Annotated in this window: 21 protein-coding genes; 9 read left to right on the forward strand and 12 right to left on the reverse strand. The window is 61.0% G+C overall.

Going from position 1 to position 22,227, the window contains the following annotated elements; genetic code table 11:
- Positions 1-334 precede the first annotated feature (334 nt).
- From CAF74_RS25965 to CAF74_RS25975, 3 genes are all read right to left on the reverse strand, one after another.
- The gene (locus CAF74_RS25965; protein ID WP_085748225.1) at positions 335-1,714 is read right to left on the reverse strand and encodes a VOC family protein; all 1,380 of its coding nucleotides are present in this window, start codon (positions 1,712-1,714) and stop codon (positions 335-337) included.
- 111 nt (positions 1,715-1,825) lie between these two features.
- On the reverse strand, positions 1,826-2,764 hold the full coding sequence (locus CAF74_RS25970) for an alpha/beta fold hydrolase (protein WP_085748226.1): 939 nt from the start codon (positions 2,762-2,764) through the stop codon (positions 1,826-1,828).
- Positions 2,765-2,780: 16 nt separating this feature from the next.
- Positions 2,781-4,235 carry an NAD(P)/FAD-dependent oxidoreductase gene (locus CAF74_RS25975; RefSeq protein WP_085748227.1) on the reverse strand — a complete coding sequence of 485 codons (1,455 nt, stop codon included), beginning with the start codon at positions 4,233-4,235 and terminating at the stop codon, positions 2,781-2,783.
- 190 nt (positions 4,236-4,425) lie between these two features.
- On the opposite strand from CAF74_RS25975, the gene CAF74_RS25980 reads away from it, so the two are divergent.
- The 3 genes from CAF74_RS25980 to CAF74_RS25990 all read left to right on the forward strand — a co-directional run bounded on the left by CAF74_RS25980 (position 4,426) and on the right by CAF74_RS25990 (position 7,692).
- Positions 4,426-5,499: a diguanylate cyclase gene (locus CAF74_RS25980; RefSeq protein WP_085748228.1), complete on the forward strand. Its 1,074-nt coding sequence runs from the start codon at positions 4,426-4,428 to the stop codon at positions 5,497-5,499.
- Between the two features lie 84 nt (positions 5,500-5,583).
- Positions 5,584-6,822, forward strand: a complete 1,239-nt coding sequence (locus tag CAF74_RS25985) for a M20/M25/M40 family metallo-hydrolase (protein ID WP_085748229.1) — start codon at positions 5,584-5,586, stop codon at positions 6,820-6,822.
- 567 nt (positions 6,823-7,389) lie between these two features.
- Positions 7,390-7,692, forward strand: a complete 303-nt coding sequence (locus CAF74_RS25990; protein ID WP_085748230.1) for a hypothetical protein — start codon at positions 7,390-7,392, stop codon at positions 7,690-7,692.
- A gap of 78 nt (positions 7,693-7,770) precedes the next feature.
- Here the strand turns inward: CAF74_RS25990 and CAF74_RS25995 are convergent, their stop codons facing one another.
- The 8 genes from CAF74_RS25995 to CAF74_RS26030 form a co-directional block, all read right to left on the reverse strand.
- Positions 7,771-8,640 carry an oxaloacetate decarboxylase gene (locus tag CAF74_RS25995; RefSeq protein ID WP_007956238.1) on the reverse strand — a complete coding sequence of 290 codons (870 nt, stop codon included), beginning with the start codon at positions 8,638-8,640 and terminating at the stop codon, positions 7,771-7,773.
- A 160-nt stretch (positions 8,641-8,800) separates the two neighbouring features.
- Complete coding sequence (astA, locus tag CAF74_RS26000) at positions 8,801-9,835, reverse strand: arginine N-succinyltransferase (RefSeq protein WP_007956239.1); 1,035 nt, start codon at positions 9,833-9,835, stop codon at positions 8,801-8,803.
- A gap of 55 nt (positions 9,836-9,890) precedes the next feature.
- Positions 9,891-10,907, reverse strand: coding sequence for an arginine N-succinyltransferase (locus CAF74_RS26005; protein WP_085748231.1), 1,017 nt, complete (start codon positions 10,905-10,907; stop codon positions 9,891-9,893).
- A gap of 118 nt (positions 10,908-11,025) precedes the next feature.
- Complete coding sequence (locus CAF74_RS26010; protein WP_011333496.1) at positions 11,026-12,375, reverse strand: APC family permease; 1,350 nt, start codon at positions 12,373-12,375, stop codon at positions 11,026-11,028.
- 87 nt (positions 12,376-12,462) lie between these two features.
- Positions 12,463-13,215 carry an N-formylglutamate amidohydrolase gene (locus CAF74_RS26015; RefSeq protein WP_085748232.1) on the reverse strand — a complete coding sequence of 251 codons (753 nt, stop codon included), beginning with the start codon at positions 13,213-13,215 and terminating at the stop codon, positions 12,463-12,465.
- On the reverse strand, positions 13,199-14,530 hold the full coding sequence (locus CAF74_RS26020) for a glutamine synthetase family protein (protein ID WP_085748233.1): 1,332 nt from the start codon (positions 14,528-14,530) through the stop codon (positions 13,199-13,201). Before CAF74_RS26020 ends, CAF74_RS26015 begins: the two co-directional genes overlap by 17 nt.
- Complete coding sequence (locus tag CAF74_RS26025; RefSeq protein WP_085748234.1) at positions 14,527-15,171, reverse strand: isochorismatase family cysteine hydrolase; 645 nt, start codon at positions 15,169-15,171, stop codon at positions 14,527-14,529. Before CAF74_RS26025 ends, CAF74_RS26020 begins: the two co-directional genes overlap by 4 nt.
- Positions 15,172-15,173: 2 nt before the next feature.
- Positions 15,174-16,028 (reverse strand): MurR/RpiR family transcriptional regulator, encoded by an 855-nt coding sequence (locus tag CAF74_RS26030; RefSeq protein WP_011333500.1) that lies wholly within the window; start codon positions 16,026-16,028, stop codon positions 15,174-15,176.
- 320 nt (positions 16,029-16,348) lie between these two features.
- On the opposite strand from CAF74_RS26030, the gene CAF74_RS26035 reads away from it, so the two are divergent.
- On the forward strand, positions 16,349-16,921 hold the full coding sequence (locus CAF74_RS26035; protein ID WP_085748235.1) for a histidine phosphatase family protein: 573 nt from the start codon (positions 16,349-16,351) through the stop codon (positions 16,919-16,921).
- Positions 16,918-17,673 (forward strand): precorrin-6A synthase (deacetylating), encoded by a 756-nt coding sequence (gene cobF, locus CAF74_RS26040; protein WP_085748236.1) that lies wholly within the window; start codon positions 16,918-16,920, stop codon positions 17,671-17,673. The genes CAF74_RS26035 and cobF overlap by 4 nt, the downstream gene beginning before the upstream one ends.
- Here cobF and ftrA read toward each other — a convergent pair.
- Entirely contained in the window at positions 17,642-18,631 is a 990-nt protein-coding gene (gene ftrA / locus CAF74_RS26045; RefSeq protein ID WP_085748237.1) for a transcriptional regulator FtrA, read from the reverse strand. The genes cobF and ftrA overlap by 32 nt on opposite strands.
- A 100-nt stretch (positions 18,632-18,731) precedes the next feature.
- On the opposite strand from ftrA, the gene CAF74_RS26050 reads away from it, so the two are divergent.
- The 4 genes from CAF74_RS26050 to CAF74_RS26065 all read left to right on the forward strand — a co-directional run bounded on the left by CAF74_RS26050 (position 18,732) and on the right by CAF74_RS26065 (position 22,224).
- A complete protein-coding gene (locus tag CAF74_RS26050; protein ID WP_085748238.1) occupies positions 18,732-19,166 on the forward strand; it encodes a rhodanese-like domain-containing protein in 435 nt (144 codons plus the stop codon).
- Positions 19,167-19,420: 254 nt separating this feature from the next.
- On the forward strand, positions 19,421-20,200 hold the full coding sequence (locus CAF74_RS26055; RefSeq protein WP_007956251.1) for an ABC transporter substrate-binding protein: 780 nt from the start codon (positions 19,421-19,423) through the stop codon (positions 20,198-20,200).
- Positions 20,201-20,328: 128 nt separating this feature from the next.
- On the forward strand, positions 20,329-21,441 hold the full coding sequence (locus CAF74_RS26060; RefSeq protein ID WP_085748239.1) for a succinylglutamate desuccinylase/aspartoacylase family protein: 1,113 nt from the start codon (positions 20,329-20,331) through the stop codon (positions 21,439-21,441).
- Positions 21,442-21,507: 66 nt separating this feature from the next.
- A complete protein-coding gene (locus CAF74_RS26065; protein WP_085748240.1) occupies positions 21,508-22,224 on the forward strand; it encodes an alpha/beta hydrolase in 717 nt (238 codons plus the stop codon).
- Positions 22,225-22,227: the final 3 nt, after the last annotated feature.

Raw genomic sequence — 22,227 nt, forward strand, 5'->3', positions numbered from 1 at the left:
CGACATGTACGCTGGTGTTGCCATGGGAGGTGCTCCTTGCGGATAAAGTTAGGGTGCCCGGGAGGCGAAATCGCCCGGTGGGTGGCTGACTGTTATCAAAGAGCGTGCCAAGATTTTCGAAGCCTTATAAACCAATGAGTTGGCGCTGAGCGACCTTGGTTTTAGCGAAAAGGGGCGGGGATCCAGGCAAAAAGTGCGCAAGAAGTTGCGCAGTACTGCGCAACTTCTTGCGCACTTGGCTGAAGGGCACGTGGCACAAGGGTTTCAAAGGTTTTATAGGGGTTTTATTACGGGGAACTGCGCAACTTCTTGCGCAGTATGGCTAATCGCCGCGTTATCGATTCAACACCGCCAGGCAGTCTTCAATCGAGCGTTGTTGCGTCTCGGCATACAACCCCAATTCATCAATGGTCGAACGCCCGAGGGCGAGTTCGAAAGCCTGTCGGTTGGAATGCTCGCCATAGTGCGCCTGCGCCGCGTCCCCCAAGTTCGACTGAAAAATCCCCGCTGCACTCACCGGCAGGAAATCTTCGTACACCAGCGGTTCGGCTTTCACATAGCCGTCGTGCAACAATGCTTGCAGCGAAACGTCAGCGGGATGACCCGCCGCCAGTCCTTTGTCTGTCAGGAAATAACGGAAATACGCCAGTTCCTGCTCGCGCATGCCCTCGAGGCTGTCAGGGAATTCGCTGAAATGCTGGGTCATAAGGGCGTTGTAGCGTGAGGCATTGGCTTCGTTGGGGAAATCGCCGAGTTCATCGCGCGCCGCGTTCAGCAGTCGGTCGTACAACGCACGGCCCTTGGGGGTCAGCGCGGCGCCACGTTGTTCGATTTCGCCGAAGCGGGCGCTGTGGCTGCCGCGGGTTTGCGTCTGGTCGGTGAAGGCGATCGGCTCGTCCAGCGCCTTGAAACTGGTCTGACGCAACAGGATCGGATGCTGCCGACGCGGCGGGCCTTCGATCACCGCTTTGGGCGTGATGCCGTGCAGCGGCATCTGCGCCTGGACGATGTCGATGTCCAGCGTGCGCGGGGTCAGGTGGTTGATGTGCGGGCCCTTGAACGCGACGACATCGGCGATCAGGCGATGCTGGGCGCTGAGCGTCTGGTATTGCGCGGCGGTGACGGTGGCGCTGTGGTGCCAGCGAAAAGTCTCCAGCGCTTGCAGGACAAATTCCCCGGCCTCGGACTCATTCAGGCCGCCAGCAGATTCAGCCTGTTCGATCAGCCTTAGCGCCGATGGCGTAAAGATCGAACGCTTATCCAGCACCGATTGCGCAAAGGCCCGCTGCTCGGGGTCTTCAATCAATTCCAGTCGCAGCAACGAAGTGAACACCCGGAACGGACTGACCTGCAGCGCATCTTCATGCACCGCGCGAAACGCCGTGGAATGCACCGGCACCCCGGCAGGGGTCAGATCGTAATAGCCCACCGGTTGCATGCCCATCACTGCGAACAAGCGGGCGAGGGTGGCCAGTTCAGCGGCGGTGCCGACGCGGATTGCGCCGTGGCGCTCCATGTCCAGCCGTTCGATTTCGCCAGTGCTGTGCAGTTGACTGGCGATTTGCGGCTCGCGTGCCAGCACGTCGCGGTTGGTCTGTTCCACCAGTTCCATCAACGCGCCGTACAGCGGCACTTCTTCGCGGTACATGTCGGACATCGCTTTTGAGAAGCGTTGGCGGATCAGGTCGGGGCTGACGAAAGGCTGCACGGTCATGAAAAAAAATCCTGGCACGGTCACGTAAAAGGTGTTGGAAAAGATCGCAGCCTTCGCTGACGCGGGCAAACGAAGAATCCTACGGACTTCATTCTGCCAACGACTGACCGTTTACTTGTCCTGACGCGAATGCTCCCCCAGAAACTCGCGATACAGACGTGCCGTGTTCGACGGTTGCTCGACCATCGGCATATGGCCGACGCCGTCCCAGACATCGACCCGCAAATTGCTGATGCCTTTGCTCCACACCGGCACACTGCTGACGTCGATCAACCGGTCCTTGCGGCCCCAGAGCAACAGCGCCGGGCATTTGATGTCCGGCAGTTTCGGCTCCATCGGCGGGCTGGCGCGAAAGTCCCGGAAAATCTCTTCCAGTTCGTCGCGGCATTGTTCGTAGCGCTGGGCGATCGCATCCAGTACCAGACCGGGCACCCACGGTGGCGAGGCCATGGTCATCGCATAGAAACGTCGGAATTCTTCCCGGGAATTGATCAGGAACGGATTGTGCCCACGGGCCAGGTGGCGCTCCATGTCGCTGGCCTCGGGCGCAGTGACGCCGGCCGGGTCGATCAGCGCCACCGATGCGATGCGGTCGGGGTAGGTCGCCGCCAGCCACGCGGCGATGTAGCCGCCCATGGAGTTGCCGATCACATGGACTTTCTCGACGCCGCAGACGTCGAGCAACTGGATCATGCGCTTGGCCTGCACCGGAATGTCGTAGCCACCGCCGGCCTTGAAGCCGGTTTCGCCGTGGCCGGCCAGATCCGGGATGATCACCCGATACTGCCCGACAAAATGCCGGGCAAAGCGCAGCCACAGGTTCTTTTCGGCGCTGTAGCCGTGCAGCATCAAGATGCTGCTCGACGCTTCATAAGGCCCGCCTTGCCAGGTCGACACGGTCATTTCGGCAATCGGCACTTCGATCTTGTGCAGCCGGTACAGCTTGGCCTCCAGGGCCGCGCTCAGATCGTAGAGCCAGTGGCCGACCGCCGGGTAACTCAACCAGCTCCAGGCCACGAAAACCGCGAGGGCGACAAACAGCAAAAGCATCGTGGGTCTTCCTTGTTCAAGACAGAATGTGGTCGGCCGGTTTCAGCGCCCGGGTCAACCGGTGGTAGCTGAAACTGAAGCCGGGGAACATCGCGATCACGTGACCGCTCCTGCTTTGATACCAACTGTGGCAGCCGCCGGTTTTCCAGACCGTGCGTTCCATTTCCCGGTGAATCATCTGAGTGTAGGTACGTTCTGCTTCGGGGCGAACTTCGATGCTGCGCAGACCTTTGGCCTGCAAGGTGCGGATGCAGTCGAGGATGTAGTTCATCTGCGATTCGATGATGAACAGCGCCGAGGTGTGGCCGATGCCGGTGTTCGGCCCGGTGACGATAAACAGATTGGGAAAGTCTGGCAGGCTGGTGCCGAGGTAGGCGCGCGGGTATTGCGCCCACACATCGCGCAGTTGCACGGCGTTTTTTCCGCTGACCGGGTAGGAAATCACGCCGTCGGTGGCGTCGTAACCGGTCGACCAGACGATCAGATCGACGTTGATGTGCTGACCGTCCGTGGTGACGATGCCGGTTTCATCGAGGCTGGCGATGCCCTGTTCGCGGCTGTGCAACGTGACGTTGGGCCGGGTCAGCGCCGGGTAATAGGTGCTGGAGAGCAGCACCCGTTTGCAGCCGATGGTGAAGTCCGGTGTCAGTTTTTTCCGCAACTCGGGGTCAGTCACCTGGCGTTTGAGAAACTTCAGGGCTTGGCGCTGCACCATGTGAATCGCCGGTTTCGAGTATTTGAAGGCGATGACCCGGGTTTCGAATTGCCAGTAGATCATCCAGCGCAGCAGTTTGTAGGCGGGTTTCAGACCCAGCAGCCAGCGCTGGAACCGACCGAACGTACGGTCGGCCCGGGGCAGCACCCAGTGCGCGGTGCGCTGAAACACGTGCAATCGGGCGACCTTCGGCGCAATCGCCGGAATCACCTGAGCCGCACTGGCGCCGCTGCCGACAATCGCTACTCGTTTACCGTGATAGTCGTAGCTGTGATCCCAATTATTTGTATGAAAGGTCTTGCCCTGAAAGCGATCCTGACCGGGGAAGTGTGGGATAACCGGTTGGCTCAACGGCCCGGTGGCATTGATCAGGAACTGCGCATAAAAAATGCCTTTGGTGCCGGTGTGTACGGCCCAGCGCTTTTCGGTGTCGTCCCATTCGACGCGCTCGACGTTGGCCTGCAGTTCCACCCGGTCACGCAGGCCGAAGCGTTCGATTACATGGTCGGTGTAGCGATGCAGTTCAGCCTGTTCGGCGAACATCTGGGTCCAGCGGTAAGGCGCAAACGACAGCGAATACAGCGGCGACGGCACATCCACCGCTGCGCCGGGGTAGGTGTTCTGGCACCAGGTGCCGCCGAAAAAGTCCCGGCGTTCCAGCAAGCGAAAGTCGTCGATACCGGCCTTGAGCAGATTGACCGCCGCGCACTGGCCGCCAAAACCGCTGCCGATGATCAACACTTGATAGGTCTGCATGGGCCTCCTTCTTAGAGTCTTTTTTCCATTTTCTTCCTTTCATGTATAGCCAATCATTTGCCCGCCGTGTGGTGCTGATGACGAGGTATTCGGCCCGCTGGCCGGTGATGGCTATTTAACGTTGCCCTGATAGACTCCCAGCACATCGGGTCTGCGGTCTGCGCAGTACCGTCGAGTGGTCGAGGCCCTTATGGGAAGAACGGGAGGAAAGGGACTTTCACTGGCCAGGAGGCTCTACACATCGCGAACCCTCGGGCTGGTCCTGGGGCTTTTGTGCGTGAGCGTCGCGATGTACCCGCTCGACCCGCCGGCCTGGGTCTGGGCGCTGATGCTGTTCAACGGCCTGGTCTGGCCGCACCTTGCTTATCAATGGGCCCGCCGGGCGAAGGTTCCGTACCACGCCGAACACCGCAACCTGTTGATCGACGCCTTCCTCGGTGGCTTCTGGGTCGCCGCCATGCACTTCAATCCCTTGCCCAGTGCCACGACCATTTCGATGATGGCGATGAACAACGTCGCCATCGGCGGTGTGCGTTTTCTGCTGGCCGGGGCGGCGGCGCAGTTGCTTGGTGTCGGTGTCGGGCTGGTGGTATTTGCCCCGGCGTTCGTCCCGATAACCACACCGGCACAGCTTTATGCCTGTCTGCCGTTGTTGACGCTGTATCCGCTGGCGCTGGGCTGGATCTGCTTTCGCCAGGCCTACACCCTTGGCTTGCATAAACGTGAACTTCTGGCCCTGAGCCGCACCGACAGCCTCACCGGTCTGCTCAATCACGGCGCCTGGAAGGATCAACTGGAAATCGAATTCGAACGCTGCAAACGCCAGCAGACAGGCGCTGCGATTGCGCTGATCGACATCGATCACTTCAAGGCAATCAACGACACCTACGGGCATGTGGCGGGCGATATCGTCCTGCGTCAGCTGAGCAAGATGCTCAAGCAGAACCTGCGTATGGCCGATGTGGCGGGGCGCTACGGCGGCGACGAGTTTTGCGTGATCCTGCCGGACTTGCCGCTGTTCAATGCGGCGCAGGCGATGGAAGCGTTGCGTGAGCGTTTTTCCTTTCTGGTGTACGAACAGAACCCGGCGCTGAAAGTCAGCCTGAGCATTGGTCTGGCGGCGCTTGACCCGGCTCACGGCGACGCGACGCGTTGGCTGGATGACGCCGATCAGGCGCTGTACGAAGCCAAGGCCGGCGGGCGTAACCGGGTGATTTGCTGCAGCGATAACAAACCTCGACGCGAGGTATTCGATTCGGTTTGAACGGATCGAGTGTCGCATCCGGGATAGAGCCTTGGCGCGATGTCAGGTACGGTTCAGTACCCGACACGAAACAAGGATTGATTCATGACGTTCAAATTCCCTCGTTCCCTGCTGGCCGCCGGTCTCGGCCTGACCCTGTCTTTCGCCACCGCTGGCGCCTTCGCCGAACCGCACAAACAAGTGCTGGCCGATGCCGAGCAATACAAGCCCGAAGCCCTGAAATTGCTCGAACGGCTGGTCAATATCGATTCCGGTTCCGGCTATGAACCGGGGCTCAAGCAAGTCAGCGAAATCGCCATCGAAGAGCTGAAAAAGCTCGGCGCGACCATAGAACTGGTACCCAACACACCGGAAAAAACCAACCACGTGCTCGCCACGCTCAAAGGCACCGGCAAGGCGAAAATCCTGCTGATGGCGCACATGGACACGGTGTTCAAGGAAGGCTCCGCCGCCGAGCGACCGTTCCACATCAAGGACGGCCGCGCCTACGGGCCGGGGGTGATGGACGACAAGGGCGGGATTGTCGCCGGCATCTACGCGCTGAAGATCCTGAAGAACCTCGACTTCAAGGACTACGCGCAAATCACCTTCCTGCTCGATGCCAGCGAAGAAACCGGCTCGGACGTCGCCACCGACCTGATCAAGAAAACCGCCAAGCTTCACGACGTGACCCTCAATCTTGAACCGGGCCGTCCGGCGGATGGACTGGTGGTGTGGCGCAAGGGCAGCGCCACCGCACTGGTCGAGGTCAAGGGCAAGGCCGCCCACGCCGGCGTCGCGCCGGAATTGGGGCGCAACGCGGCGATGGAAGCGGCGCACCAGATCCTGCAACTGGGCAAGCTCGGCGACGAAGCCAAGAAAACCACCATCAACTTCACCGTGCTCAAGGCCGGCGACCGCACCAACGTGATCCCGGATCAGGCCACAGCCAAGGCTGATGTGCGGGCGGCGGTGCCGGAAGAATTCGACCGGATCGAGAAGGATCTGGCGCGGGTGTCGCAGGACAAATTGATTCCCGATACCGAAGTAAAGACTTCATTGCAGCGCGGCTTGCCACCGATGCCGCAGACGGCGGAGTCGGATCGATTGATGGCGATGGCCCAGGGGATTTACGGTGAGATTGGCCGCAAGTTGACCGAAGAAGGCAGCGGCGGGGCGGCGGATGCCAGTTTGTCGGCCGGGGTTGGGACGCCGACGCTGGACGGGTTCGGGATTGTCGGCGGCAACATTCATACGCCGGAGGAATACGCGGAGGTGGAGAGCGTGGCGCCGCGGATTTATCTGTTGTCGCGGATGATTATGGAGTTGGCGAAGGGGCGGTGAGCCGGTCGGTGGAGTAGCGGAGTTGGCGGGGTGTCAGGCAGATTTCTCCCTCACCCCAGCCCTCCCGAAACGTCGGACCGCCCGGAGGGAGAGGGAGCTGACCGAGGTGTCTTGCGCTATACATCGACCTGAAACACCGAGTCGATTATGGATTCGGTGAAGTGCATCCAGGTCGATGAATATCCTGAGCATCCCCCAATCGGTTCCCTCTCCCTCCGGGAGAGGGCTAGGGTGAGGGGGCTTTTGTGGGAAATGAGGAAAGTGTGAGCGGCGCACAACTTTCCAAGACCTTTCCTACAACGTACCCTGTTGCCGCGTTTCAGTATCGACCCCTATAGTTCGGGCTCGCGGAAAACTCCGCGAACGACCTTGGCCGGTCGATACAGGAACGTACAGTTGTCCAACATATTCAGCGATTTTTGCCTGAAGTTGTTGTGTTTTGGCGGCTGTGCGTGGGACACCTTCGGGTGTGCCGGTTCCTGTATCCGGTCGGCCAACCCGCGTACGGCTGCCACCCTCTTCGTTTGGCCGCGAATGGTGATAGCCCTAATTACAGGAGTTACACCAATGTCGGATCAAGTAATCCCCCGCTACCTCCCCATCGACACCTACGACGCCGAATCCCCGGTGCTCTTCATCAATACCCAAAAAGAACTCAGCGACATGGCCGCGTGTGCGATGCACCGTTTTGTGGTCGTGCGCGATCTGGCGGACACGTTTTCCAGTCTCGACCTGAAGGGCATTTCCGATTGTGATCTGACGCGGATTACCAGCGCGGTGCATCTGCTGATGCGAGAGGGCTGCGCCATTCTGAACGTGATTCAGACGCGGGCATTACAGCGGGAGGAGGGCTTCAAAACGGCGGTCTAGCGGTTTCGCGGCGGGCGCCATGCGAGTGGACTCGTGATGGCGTCGGGCCGCTCTGCCTCTTTGTAGCGTGGTGCGGGGTTACTCTTTGACGCTCATGTATTCCTTGGCCCAGAGGATGTATTCCTCAGGCTGGGTGTAGGTGTGGGTCAGTTCGGTGGCGCTCAGGTCGGAGGCCTGGGTGAAGATCTGGCGTTGTTCGCGCAGGCTGTCGTAGGTCGCCTTGATCGCCGCGAAGTAGGCACCGTGGCCGTCGATGGTTACGCGTACACCCAGTTCGGCCAGGCGTTTGTCGTCGCGCAGTGCCGGGTTGCCGTAGGTGACCAGCATCAGCGGGACGGTCAGGTGTTCGGCGATCTGCTCGAGCTGATCGAAGTCCTGGATCCCGACCATGCAGATACCGTCAGCGCCAGCAGCTTGATACTGCTTGGTGCGGCTGATGATTTCCTGGTTCGGCAGGATGCCGGCGTTGGTCCGGGCGATGATTGCCATCTCCGAATCGACCCGGGCTTCCAGTGCCGCGCGGATCTTGCCGACGCCTTCGGCGACGGTGATCAGGTCGGTGGATTTGCGGCCGAATTGTGCCGGCAGCAGGGTGTCTTCGATGGTCAGCGCGGCGACGCCGGCGCGTTCCAGTTCGACGATGGTGCGCATCACGTTGAGCGCGTTGCCGTAGCCGTGGTCGGCGTCGGCGATCACCGGCAATTGGGCGACTCGGCCGATACGGGTGGCCTGCTCAGCGAATTCGCTGAGGGTGATCAGGGCAAAGTCCGGGGCACCCAGCACCTGCAACGAGGCGACCGAGCCGCCGAGAATCCCTACTTCAAAACCCAGGTCAGCGGCGATGCGGGCGGACATCGGATCGAACACCGAGGCGGTGTGATAGCAGGTGTCGGAAGCCAGCAGCTGACGGAAGTTACGGCGCAAATCTTGATGAGAAAGCCTGGTCATACGAGTTCCACCAATACAAAGGAATGGAAAGGCTTGAGCAAAGGTGTCAACGCCGAAGGTGAAAAGGCTATCACGCCAATGGGTCAAGGATCATGACGAATTAACGAGGAAGTTAACCAGGAAAATCCTGTTCAGGCTCTTTCGCAGCAGGTATGGGCGCTCAGGCCGCCACCGCCTGCTGCTGTTGATTGGGCAGCGGCACCGCCCGCACTGAGTTGCCCGGCTGCAATTGCAGGCGTTTTGCGGTGAGGCGGTCGATCACCAGACTGCTGCCAACCCGGCGTCCCGGCGCGACGGTGATGCGGCAGTTTTCCAGGCGGCGGTTGTGGATCAACCACAGCGGCGCCTGATCGTCCGGCGTGCCGATGCTCAGGGTCAGTTCCAGGCTGTCGCGCACGGTGCGGATGCTACGGATCGGCGCCTCGATCACCGGGCCGCCGTCGAAGATGTCGATGTAGCCTTTGTGGGCGAAGCCCTCGGACTGAAGGATTTTCAATGCCGGTTCGGTGTTGGGGTGGGCCTGGCCGATAACGGCCTGAGCCTGTTCGGTGAGTAGGCAGGTATACAGTGGCTGACGCGGCATCAGTTCGGCGATGAAGGCTTTATTGCCGAGACCGGACAGGTGGTCGGCGTGGCTGAAGTCCATCTGGAAGAAGTGCCGGCCCAGACTGTCCCAGAACGGCGAGCAGCCTTGCTCGTCGGCACTGCCTCGCAGTTCGGCGATCATCTTTTCGCCGAACAGGTGCGGGAATTCGGCAACAAACAGCAAACGCCCCAGCGACAGCAAGCGTCCATTGCTGCCATGGCGCTGGTCGTGGCGCAGGAACAGCGAGCACAGCTCCGATTGGCCGGTCAGTTCGTTGTTGAGGAACAGCGTCGGGATCTGCCGCTGAATGCCCAGGTCCGGCGCCGAGCTGACGGTCAGCCCGACCCGATAGTTGTACCAAGGCTCACGCAGGCCGACGGCCCCGGCCAGAGCGCTGACGCCGACCACGCGCTGCTCGTCGTCTTCAAGCACGAACAGGTAATCGGCATCGGCCCGCTCGACCTGTTCGGCGAACGCCCGTTGCGCCCAGCGTACCCGGTGGGCCAGGCGATCTTCGTTGGCGGGCAGGGTGGTGAACCCCGGCCCGGCCTGTTGCACCAGCGTCATCAACGCTGGCAGGTCGCTGACTTGGACCGGACGGACAATCATGCTGCAACTCCTTTTGCGCGCCAGCTCGGGCACTGTCGTTGGGTAGGGGCGCGGTTCACAGGGCGATCAACCGGATCGTGCCGCCAGCGCGGACGTTGAGCGCCGCGCACAGGGCCGGATCGAGCGCCAGGGGCTGACCGGGCTGGAAATCCAGCTCGGCGACCACCGCCCGAAAGCCATGCAGAGCATCGTTGCTCACCAGATAGCGACCGCGAGCATCGATCAGGGGTTCCTCCTGAACCGTGACTGTCTGGCTCTGCGCGATCGAACGGATGTTGGCGGTGCGTGCATACAAGGTCGGGCCGGCATCGAACAGATCGATGTAGCTGTTGGTTTCAAAACCCTCGCGCTCGAGGATGTCGAAGGCTTCCTGACCGTCCGGGTGGATGCGGCCGATGCAGTCCTGCGCGGCTTGCGGCAGCATCGGCACGTAGATCGGGTATTGCGGCATCAGTTCGGCGAGAAACGTACGGCTCTGCAAGCCGCACAGGCGCTCGGCTTCGACGTAGGGCAGGTCGAAGAAATGTTTGCCCAGCGCATCCCAGAACGGTGAATGGCCTTGCTCGTCGCTGTAGCCGACGATTTCGGTGATCACCGCTTCGGCAAATCGCGGCGCGTGGGCGGCGATGAACAGCAGGCGTGCCCGCGACAGCAATTCGGAAAACGGCGTGCGCACCAGCGCTTCATCGATGTGAAAACCGCGCAGCAGCGTATGCCCGCTGAGGTCGTGACACAGCGACAGCGCCGGCACGCCGTGCTCGATGTTCAGCTCCCGCGAGGCGCTGGTGAAGTGGCGGTTGCGCAGGCTGTAAAACGGCTCGTTGAAACCTGCGGTGGCGAGGATTTCCGAGCAGCCGACCAGTCGATGGCTGTCGATGTCCTCCAGCACGAAGAAGTAATTCTCCGGGCCCTGAGCCGCCGCATCGCTGTCGAACGAGGCACAGGACGCGGCGATTTTTTCGCTAAGACGTTCGCTATCGTCCGGCAGGGACGTGACGCCCACCAGGCTGTCGCGCGCCAATTGTTGCAATTGAGGCAGGTCGTTTGGCTCGACTGGGCGTAAGACCAGCATGGATGCACTCCTGTATCAAAAGGTTCGGCCCATTCGCCGAACCTGACTATCACTGTCGGTTTCCACGCGTTAAAGCGGCGGTCGCCTGATTTGTTGTCAGACGCCGCTCTTTTTCTTGTCAGCCATTGCTCGGGTCAGGCAGCGCGGTACTGGCGCCGAGCTTGTTCAGGAAGAACAGGTACACCAGACCCAGTGCGATCCAGATCAGGCCGAGTTTCTGTGCATCGACGCCCATGTTGTACATGATGGCCGCGACGATGATGAAGCCGATCACCGGGCAGATCAGGTGACGGATCACCTGGCCGGATTTCTGCCGGCGCCAGTAGTAATTGATCACGGTCAGGTGCAGCAGCATGAAGCCGCTCAGGGCGCCGAAGTTGACCAGCGAAGTCAGGGTGTCCACCGAATTGATGAACAGGTAGCAGATCACCAGCGACAGCACGGCCACCAGATAAATGCTCAGGTACGGCGTGTTGTGTTTCGGGTGGACCTTGGCCAGCACTTTCGGCAGCTTGCCGTCGCGGGCCATGCCGAACAGCAGGCGCGAGACCGCCGCTTGCGAAGTGATCGCCACCGCCACGCCCCAGGCCAAAGCGGTAGCGACACCGGTCAGGGTCGCCAGCCAGCTGCCGGCAGCGATTTCGGCGATTTCATAGAACGCGGTGTCAGCGGACTTGAAGCCCATGCCGGCTGCCAGATCGGTAGCGATCCAGGTTTGTGCGACGAAAATCACCCCCATCACCACCAGCGTGATCAGCGCCGCTTTGCCGACACTGCGGCCCGGATCGCCCTTGATCTCTTCGGCAAGGGTGGAAATCGCATCGAAACCGAGGAACGACAGCACCGCAATCGACACCGCTTGCATCAGCAGGGCGAAGTTGAAGGTTTCCGGGTGATACAGCGGCGCGAGGGTCAACTGGCCGTTGCCGCCACCGTTGTGCAGGGCATTCCAGGCATAGAACAGGAAAATGCCCAGCACCACGAGTTGCGCCAGCAGGAACACAATGTTCATGCGAGCGGTAAAGGTGATGCCGCGCAGGTTGACGAAGGTCGCGCTGACCAGGAACGCCAGAATGAAGCCGACTTTCGGAATGTCCGGGTACAAATGGTTGAGCGCCATCGCCGCGTAGACGTAAAGCAGCGGCGGAATCAGCAGATAGTCGAGCAGCATCAGCCAGCCGGCGATGAAACCGACGTGTTGATTCAGGCCCCGTTGCGCGTAGGAATACACCGATCCGGCAATCGGAAAGGCCCGGGCCATGCTGCCGTAACTCAGCGCGGTGAAGACCATCGCCACCATGCCGATGATGTACGCCAGAGGCACCATCCCCGGTGCCTCGGCGTTGACGTAGCCATACACGCCGAACGGGGCGATGGGGATCATGAAGATCATCCCGTACACCACCAGATCGGTCAGTGTCAGGCTACGTTTCAACTCCTGTTTGTAGCCGAACTCTTCTATTTCCATGAAGCGCAACTCCTTGTCAGCCAATCGGTCGTTTTAGTTGTTATATCGGTCCGTCGTTTACAGCGTCAGCAGTGGTTACAACAATCCTTACAGCAATGGAGCCAGATAATTCGCCCAGCGAGTCACCGCTTCCGGGCTGCGCAGCAGATCGTTGCGCACTTCGATCAACACCGACTCCAGGCCCCGGGCATCGCCGTGTACCGGCACGGTCATGTCGCCCAGTGGGTCAATCCTGTACGGCTGGTTGCCGGCGACTTTCAGCGGGTGTCGTTCCAGACCGTCGAGCATCCGTTGGGCATAGGCCCGGGCCTGACCGAACAGCACGCCGACCTCCAGCTCGCGCGGCTGGCCGTAGTACACCGGGGTGAAACTGTGAATCCCTACCACCCGTACCGGCCGACCTTCGGCCAGACGTGCATCGATCAGTTGTTGCAACCGTGTGTGAAACGGTTTGAACAGGCACTGGCGACGGTATTCGCGGGTGGCCTCGTCAAGCTCGCGGTTGCCCGGCACCTGATAGATCTCGCTCTGCGCCGGGATGCTGTCGGGCGCATGCCGGGGGCGATTGAGGTCTATCAGCAGGCGCGAATAGTTGGCGCTCAACAGCGTGGCGCCCAGTTGCTCCGACAGTTGCTCGGCCAGCGCCAGGGCACCGATGTCCCAGGCGATGTGTTCGCGCGCGGCCGTGTCATCCAGGCCCAGATTATTCAGGGCCTCGGGTATGTAGCGGCTGGCGTGTTCGCACACCAGAATCAGCGGGTGCGTCGAATCTTCACGGCTCAGGTTGTAGACCGGTCGGGTGTACAACCCAAGCTCGGCGGATTCAGTACAGGCGTGCATAGTGCTCACAAAGATCAGCGGGCGAGAGCTGTTCCGTCAGCGCCAGTTCCTCGGTTTTAAGGGCGAAAAAAGTCTCGAGCAACGCGCTTGGCAGCGCTTCGACCAGCGCTTCACTGCGACGCAGGCAATCCAGTGCCTGGGCCAGGGAGGCGGGCAGGGCAACGATGCCCCGGGCCTTGCGTTGTTCGTCGTTGAGTGAATCGGGGATTTCATCGGTGATCGCGTTCAGCGCCAGACGTTGCTCGATCCCCAGGCGTCCGGCGATCAGCAGCGCGGCCATTGCCAGATGCGGCGAGGCGGTGGCGTCCATGGCGCGGAACTCAAGGTTGTATTGCTTCGCCACGGGTTTGTTCCCCAGGCTCACGGTCGGGCAGATCCGCAGCGCCGCTTCGCGATTCTGCTGGCCGAGGCAAGCGTAGGAAGCGCTCCAGTGGTGCGGCTGCAAGCGTTCATACGACACCGGCGTCGGTGCAGTGAATGCGCACAGCGCCGGTAAGTAATGCAGCACACCCGCCGCCCAGTGCTGGCCGAGGGTCGACAGGCCATTGCTGGTGCCTGCGTCGTAGAACATCGGCTGACCGGCCAGATCGAGCAGGCTGACGTGCAGGTGTACGCCGTTGCACACCGCGTCGGCGGCGGTCTTCGGCGCGAAGCTCAGATCCAGACCCATCTGCCGGGCGATTTCGCGGGTAATCTCGCGCACGTTGACCGCGCGATCCGCCGCCGCCACGCCAAGGGTAGGGCGGCAGGTGATTTCGTATTGGTGCTTGCCGTATTCGGGCAGGAACATTTCCGGCTCAACGCCCCCGGCGCGCAACGCGCTGAGCAGCCAGCCACCGAATTCGGCGCCCTGGCGCTGGGCTTCGAGCGAGAACGCCAGATGTTCGGCAAACCCGGCGTGCAGATTGAATTCGTGTTCGAACGCGGCGTTGACCTGCAAGCCGAGCTCATCGCGGTAGCGCTCGACCTCGTTGCGCAACAGGGTGCGCGGGCAGGTGGCCCACGGCCGGCCATCGGTTTCGCGGATATCGCCGTGAATGAAATCCAGCGCAGGTGCTGTGGCGTCCGGGCCGTTGCCGACGGTGACGCGGCTGGCCAGATCGGGAATCAGCCGCAGATCACCATAAGCGCCCCACGGGCTGGTCGAGGCGATGATGTCCTGCGGCGTCAGCGCACTGTTGGCTGGTACCCAGCCGCAACCGGCGGCCTGATAATGCTCCAGCTCATCGGTGGGAAACGAACGGCCACGGGTGACGCCGATCAGGTCGGTGGTGACGATGGTGGTCATCGGCAACGGCGACAGGCGTTCGCTCATGACTGCATCTCCTGCAACCGGCCGAGCACGGTGTCGGTGTCGGTGATCCAGCAGTAACCCTTGATTGCGTTCAGACAGGCGTCGTGGCGTGCTTCGGTGTAGGTCGCGCAGGCGTCCGCCACCAGAGTGACGAGGTAGCCACGGTCGGCGGCATCGCGCACGGCCATGTCGACGCACTGGTCGGTGACGATGCCGGCGATGATCAGGTGGCGGGTTTCCAGATTGCGCAGCACGTAGTCGATATTGGTCGAGTTGAAGACCCCGGACGAGGTTTTCGGCAGCACGATCTCGTTTTCCGCCGGGGTCAGTTCGGCGATGACCTGTGCCTGCGGGCTGCCCTTGGGCAGGTGCATGTCCGACAGTTTGTGATCCAGCGAGCGGTCACGGCCATCGGCGGTCAGGCTTTCGATCAGGGTGTGCAGCACGTTCTGCCGTGCTTCGCGGAAGGCGTTGAGCAGGCGAACCTGATTGGGTACCACTTGCGAGCGCGTGCGGTTGAGGAAATACGCGGCGTCCGGGCCTTCGAGGTGCGGGTCGAACTGCGGCTCGAGCCAGGCGCGCTGCATGTCCACCAGCAACAGGGCGGTGTGATCGGTGACAAACGGCAGGTCCCGTGGCGAGCGATGGGGAAGGCTGAACATCCTTATTTATCCTCCAGCAAATGGGTGTCGAAGTCGTTGCGCAGGGCATCGATGCCTTCCAGGCGATCGGCCAGGTCCGGGCTACGCAGGGTCAGGCAAGCAATCAATGCTTCAACCTGGGCCAGCGCCGGGACCATGGTGTCGAACGGCGAGGCCGACTCCACCGGGGCGCTGATGATCATGTCGGCCAGCTCGCGCAGCGGTGAGGCGTAGATGTCGGTGAACAGCACAACGCGGGCGTTGCTGTTCTTCGCCGCGCTCGCCACGCGCAGGGCCTGGGTCTGGTAGCGGCGATAGTCGAACACCAGCACCACGTCCTGACGTTGCAGGTCGAACAGACGATCCGGCAGTTGCGCGTTGTCTTCCAGCGCAAAGCAACCGGGGCGCAGCAGACGCAAATGATTGAGCAGGTAAGTCGCCATCAAACTGCTGAAGCGTCCGCCGAAGCAGTAGACCTGATGGCGGGTGTCGAGCAGCCAGTCGGCCAGAATTCGCACATCTTCCGGCTGGGTCAGGGCCTGGGTTTCGGCCAGCAGGTTGTGGCTATGAGCCAGATAATGACTCCAGGCATCGTCCTTGTTCTGATGCGAGCGCGGCTGCAACAGAGTGCGCGGCGAGCGCAGGCGATGGTCCATGTCACTGAGCAGGGCGTCCTGGAATTCGGCGTAACCACCGAAGCCGAGCTTTTTCACCAGCCTCACGATGGTCGGATCGCTGACGCCGGCATGTTCGGCCAGGCGCGCCATCGGGCCAAGCCCGTTGCGTGGATACTGATCGAGCAAGGCGCGAACGACTTTGCGCTCCGACGGCGTCAGGTCAAGGCCGGGGTCGGTGATCAGGTCTCTTAAAGGGGGCATCCGGGCTCCTGCTGGATGGGGTGTTGAATTCGCTTCACAATCCGTTAAAACAGTATTTATGTAACTGACGCTACATGTCTAGCGAATTTTTCCGCGTTTAAATCAGGCCCCAAAATGAGGCGGGATGCCCGTAACGCAAGAGTTACACGTATGTCGACCAGTTTTGTAGTCCATTGCCCATAATGGTGTCAGACATTGCCGCTTTCACACGCTCGGATCATCCAATCGACTCGCCCGGAGCATCCCGGTTTACGGCACAATTGCCGCTTCATCAGCGATTATGTCGATGACCGTCCTGTCTTTCAGCCGAGTAGCCTCCCGTGCAGACCACCCGTTTGACCTTGATCTGCCATGCCAGAACAGTCGCACAAAAATTGGCGTGTTTTCCTACGAACGAGCCTGTTGAAGACGTGGCGCTGGCGTCCGACTCGCTGGCTTCGCGTCTGGACACTGCGTCACGGTTGATTTGCGGCCCGGAACTGCGCACTCGCCAGACGGCGGCGTGGTTTGGCCACGACATACATATTGATCAGGCCCTGCGTGATTGCGACTGGGGACGCTGGCAAGGTCAGTCGATAAAGGATTTGCAGCGGAACGAACCCGAGGCATTGCAAGCCTGGCTCGACGATCCGCACGCCGCACCCCATGGCGGTGAGTCGGTGGCGCAACTGCGTGAACGAGTGGCCGCGTGGCTGGTTTCACTGCAAGCCACGCCGGGACACGTGTTGGCGGTCACCCATCCGTTCGTGATTCGTGCTGCATTGATGCAGGTCGCGCAGGGCGAGGCGTTTCACAGCATTGATGTCGAGCCGCTGGCGGCGGTCGATCTGCGGTTTACCGGGCGCTGGCGGCTACGCTTGTCCGGCATGAGTGTGGAAGGAGCAGAGCCATGAAGCGATTGCTGGTGATCGGCATCGGTGCCGGCAACCCGGACTACATCACGATGCAGGCGGTGAAGGCGCTGAACCGGGTGGACGTGTTTTTCCTGATGGACAAGGGCCAGAGCAAGGACAAGCTGATCGACCTGCGGCGAGAAATCTGCGAGCGTTACATCACTGATCGTACGTACCGTTTCGCCGAGGCCCACAGCCCGGAGCGCGAGCGCGGCGATGTAGACTACAGCGCCAGCGTCGATGATCTGAACCGCGCCAAGCAGCAAACCTTCGAACGCCTGATCAATGACGAATTGTCTGACGGGCAGTGCGGTGGTTTTCTGGTGTGGGGCGATCCAGCGCTGTACGACAGCACCATTCGTATCCTGCAGGCGATTCTGGATTCGGGGCGATGCGCGTTTGAATTTGAAGTCATTCCCGGCATCACCAGCGTTCAGGCCCTGGCGGCACAACACAAGGTGCCGTTGAACACCATCGGCCGCTCGATTGAAATCACCACCGGCCGACGCCTGGCGGCAGGGCAGGTGAGTGACACGGACAGTCTGGTGGTGATGCTCGACGCCGAAGATTCCTACCATCAGGTGACGGATCAGGAGACAGAGATCTACTGGGGCGCCTACCTCGGCACGCCGGACGAAATCCTCATCCATGGCAAGCTCGGCGACGTTGCCGATGAGATAGAACGGGTACGCAAGGCTGCGCGGGCCGAGCATGGCTGGATCATGGACACCTATCTTCTGCGCAAGCCTTGATCTCGCGACCAAAGCGTTCGCGATACACCGACGGCGGCACCCCGACCACGCTGCGAAACGCCACACGAAAGCTCTCCACCGACCGATAGCCACAGCGCAGGGCAATCTGTTCGGTGTTCTGCGGCGTGCTTTCCAGCAATTCCCGGGCCCGGGCCAGGCGTTCGTGTTGCAGCCAGGCCTTGGGTGACTGGCCGCTGGCTTCGCTGAATTTTCGCAGGAAGGTGCGTTCGCTCATCGCCGCTTCGCTGGCCAGATCGCGCACTTCCAGCGGTTCGTGCAGGCGCTCGCGGGCCCACTGCATCACGCGCGACAGGTCGCTGCGCGGCGTCGGGCTGACCGGCGTCGGAATGAATTGCGCCTGACCGCCGGTGCGCTGCGGCGACATCACCAGCCGCCGCGCCACCGAGTTGGCGATCTGGGTGCCGAAGTCCCGCGCCACCAGGTGCAGGCAGGCGTCGATCCCCGCTGCACTGCCGGCGGAGGTGATCAATTGGCCGGAATCGACGTAAAGCACATCAGGATCGACATCGATGGCCGGGAAGCGCTCGGCAAGCTCCGAGGTGTAGCGCCAATGAGTGGTGGCGCCATGCCCGTCGAGCAGGCCGCTTGCTGCCAACACAAACACACCGGAGCAGATCGACAGCAACCGAGCGCCGCGTGAATGCGCGTCACGCAATGTTTCGAGCAAGACTTCCGGCACCGGTGCACTGCGGTCGCGCCATCCAGGAATGATGATGGTGCGCGCATCCGCCAACAATTCCAGACCGCCATCGGCCAGCACCTGGATCCCGCCCATGGCGCGCATCGGGCCTTGATCGACCGCCGCAATGCAGTGCTCGTACCACGGAAAGTCGAACTCCGGCCGGGCCAGGCCGAAGATCTCCACGGCGATGCCGAATTCAAATGTGCAGAGGCCGTCGTAGGCCAGAATCGCGACCAATCCAGGTGAATCAGGCATTTGGCGGAAAATTCCCGGTGAGTGTCTTGTGCGCCACTGTAGCGGCAAGCGACGGCCCGATAAAGTCTGTTCATCCCCACCGACAAAGGAGTGATTCAACATGCCCAGCCTGGTTCGCGAAATCCCTGCAGCGCCTTCGGCCATTGCCCTGATGCATTTCAGCAACCGTCTGACCTTTGAAACCGATTGTTCCGACGTCTTCAGCAGCCAGGAAGCCGGTGATGTCGACTTTGTGCTGGTGGACGTGCGCGGGCCGTTGGCCTACGAACGTGGACATGTGCCGGGAGCGATCAATATTCCGGGGCGTTTGCTGACGGCGGAAGGGTTGGTGGACTACTCGAAAAACACGCTTTTCGTGGTTTATTGCGCCGGTCCCCACTGCAATGGTGCCAACAAAGCTGCGGTGAAGCTGGCGGCGTTGGGTTATCCGGTCAAGGAGATGATCGGCGGGGTGACCGGGTGGCTGGATGAAGGCTTCCAGTTGAGTGTTGCGACAGCGCGCGTCGCCACTGCGCCGATCGCTTGCGACTGCTGATAGCCAGAAGGTTGCCGCTTCGGCGGCACCTTTTGTCGGCTTTGTCCTACAACCCTTGCACCGCTCTGGCGCACACTTTTCCCACGTGATGGCACTCGCCGATTTTCTGTAAGTATTTGTCGCTTAAACACAATTTGCCCCGTGCGCGCCGCCATAGACTGCCGGCCACTTCGGTTTCTTTGCGCTACACAGCCCAAGGCCGAACCTGACAATCGAAAGCTGCCAATAAAAGCCTCCGCACACGGGAGTAATAAATGAAAAAGCTGGTTATGTTCGGTGCCCTGGCACTGTCGATGTTGTCCCTGACCGCCGTGGCCGAAGACGCCAAACCGATCCGTATCGGTATCGAAGCCGGTTACCCGCCATTCTCGATGAAAACCCCTGACGGCAAACTGGCCGGTTTCGACGTGGACATCGGCGACGCGCTGTGTGAGCAGATGAAAGTCAAATGCACCTGGGTCGAGCAAGAGTTCGACGGCCTGATCCCGGCGCTGAAAGTGAAGAAGATCGATGCGATCCTGTCCTCGATGACCATCACTGACGACCGCAAGAAAAACGTCGATTTCACCATCAAGTATTACCACACCCCGGCGCGCTTCGTGATGAAGGCAGGCTCGGGCGTGAAAGACCCGCTGGTTGAGCTCAAAGGCAAGAAAGTCGGCGTGCTGCGCGCCAGTACCCACGACCGTTACGCCACCGAAGTGCTGGTGCCGGCCGGGATCGAACTGGTGCGTTACGGCTCGCAGCAGGAAGCCAACCTGGACATGGTGTCCGGTCGTATCGACGCGATGCTGGCCGACTCGGTCAACCTGAGCGACGGCTTCCTGAAAACCGACGCCGGCAAAGGCTTTGAATTCGTCGGCCCGACCTACGAAGACGCCAAGTACTTCGGCGGCGGCGCCGGTATTGCAGTGCGTAAAGGCGATACCGAGCTGGCTGAGAAATTCAACACCGCCATCAACGAAATCCGCGCCAACGGCAAGTACAAGCAAGTGCAGGACAAGTACTTCGACTTTGACGTGTACGGCCATTAATACGCCGTAGAAAAAAGTGGCCCCGTTCATTCGGTGGCCACTTTTTTTTCGCCCGTGATTTATCCTGTCAGCACATTTTCAATGCAGTCATTGCCTCGGCAACGACTACAGAATTTCCGGAGTTCCCCATGCAACGCATCGACCACCTTCTGCCCTGGAGCCACCTGGGCAGCGAACGTTCCCTGAGCGTGTTCCGTTATGGCGCCGGCCCGCGCAAGGTCTACATCCAGGCCAGCCTGCACGCCGATGAACTGCCGGGCATGCGCACCGCGTGGGAACTGAAAAAGCGCCTGGCCGAGCTGGAAAGCAACGATCAGTTGCAAGGCGTGATCGAACTGGTGCCGGTGGCCAACCCGATCGGCCTCGATCAGCATCTGCAAGGCAGTCACATGGGCCGTTTCGAACTGGGCAGCGGCAAGAACTTCAACCGCTCCTTCGTCGAACTCAGTGCGCCGGTGGCCGAGCGCATCGGGAGTCAGTTGGGTGGTGATGCCCAAGCCAACATTGCGTTGATCCGCCAGACCATGGGCCAGGTGCTTGATGCGTTGCCAGCGCCGGCGTCGCAACTGGAAGCGCTGCACCGCCTGTTGCTGCGCCACGCCTGTGAGGCCGACATCACCCTCGATCTGCATTGCGATTTCGACGCCGCGATTCATATCTACGCCTTGCCGCAGCACTGGCCGCAGTGGCGATCCCTCGCCGCACGCCTGAAGGCTGGCGTGGCGCTGTTGTGTGAAGATTCCGGTGGCAGTTCGTTCGATGAATCCTGCTCCTCGCCGTGGTTGCGCCTGGCGCGGATGTTCCCGGAGGCTGCGATTCCACCGGCCAACCTCGCTACCACACTGGAACTGGGCAGCATGGGCGACACCCGCGTCGATCAGGCTCAGGCCAATTGCGAGGCGATTCTGGGCTTTTTGGCCGAGCAGGGCTTCATCAGCGGCGAATGGCCGAAGGCGCCGCAGGAATGCTGCGAAGGCATGCCGTTCGAAGGCACCGAATACCTGTTCGCCCCGCACCACGGCGTGGTGAGTTTCCTGCGCGATGCCGGTGAGTGGGTCGAGCGCGGCGATGCGCTGTTCGAAGTGGTCGATCCGTTGAACGACCGCGTGACCACCGTGCGCGCGGGCACCAGTGGCGTGTTGTTCGCCATCGATCGCGGACGCTACACCCAGCCGGGCATCTGGCAGGCGAAAGTGGCGGGGCGCGAGCCGATTCGAGTCGGCAAGCTGATCAACGACTGACACCCCATCCTCCGGATCACAGTGTTAGGCTCTGCGCCGAACCCTGCACTGTGTGAAGGAAGGCTTATGTTGAAGGTGTTTGCGCTGTTGACGCTGCTCGCGTCCACTGCCGTTCAGGCTCAGACCTCGCTGCAAAACGATCTGCCGCTCAACTACCTGGCCCAGGTTCACCCGGACGCCGAACAGCGTCCGCTGGTGATTTTCCTGCATGGCTATGGCAGCAACGAAGCAGACTTGATCGGTATGAAATTTCAGCTGCCCAAGCAGTACAACTACCTGTCGGTGCAGGCACCGATGGCGTTGGGTGAAGGGCGTTTCCAGTGGTTTCGCAAGAAAGGCGAAGGTGCCTACAACGGCGAGACGGATGATCTGAAGGCCAGCAGCCAGAAACTGCGGGCCTTTATCGCCGCAGCGGCGCAGAAATATCACGCGCAACCGGAGAAGGTGTACCTGATCGGTTTCAGCCAGGGCGCGATGATGACCTACGAGGTAGGGCTGCGGCAGCCGGCGGTAGTGGGTGGCATCGCGGCATTGAGTGGGCGGATATTGCCGGTGCTCAAGAGCGAGCTGAAATCAGAGCAGCAGCATCCGCCGCTGGAAATCTTCATCGGCCACGGCACGGCGGATGACCGTGTACCTTACAGCGGTGGCACCGAGGCCGATGCGTTGTTGCAGAAGCTGTCGTACAAACCGCAATTTCATGCCTATCCCGGCGTCGGCCACAGCATCAGTGCGGCCGAGCTTCGGGATTTGAACGACTGGTTGCAGCAACTCAACCCGTGAAGA

The organism is Pseudomonas sp. R45(2017), from assembly GCF_002112305.1.
GTDB lineage: Bacteria > Pseudomonadota > Gammaproteobacteria > Pseudomonadales > Pseudomonadaceae > Aquipseudomonas > Aquipseudomonas paraglycinae.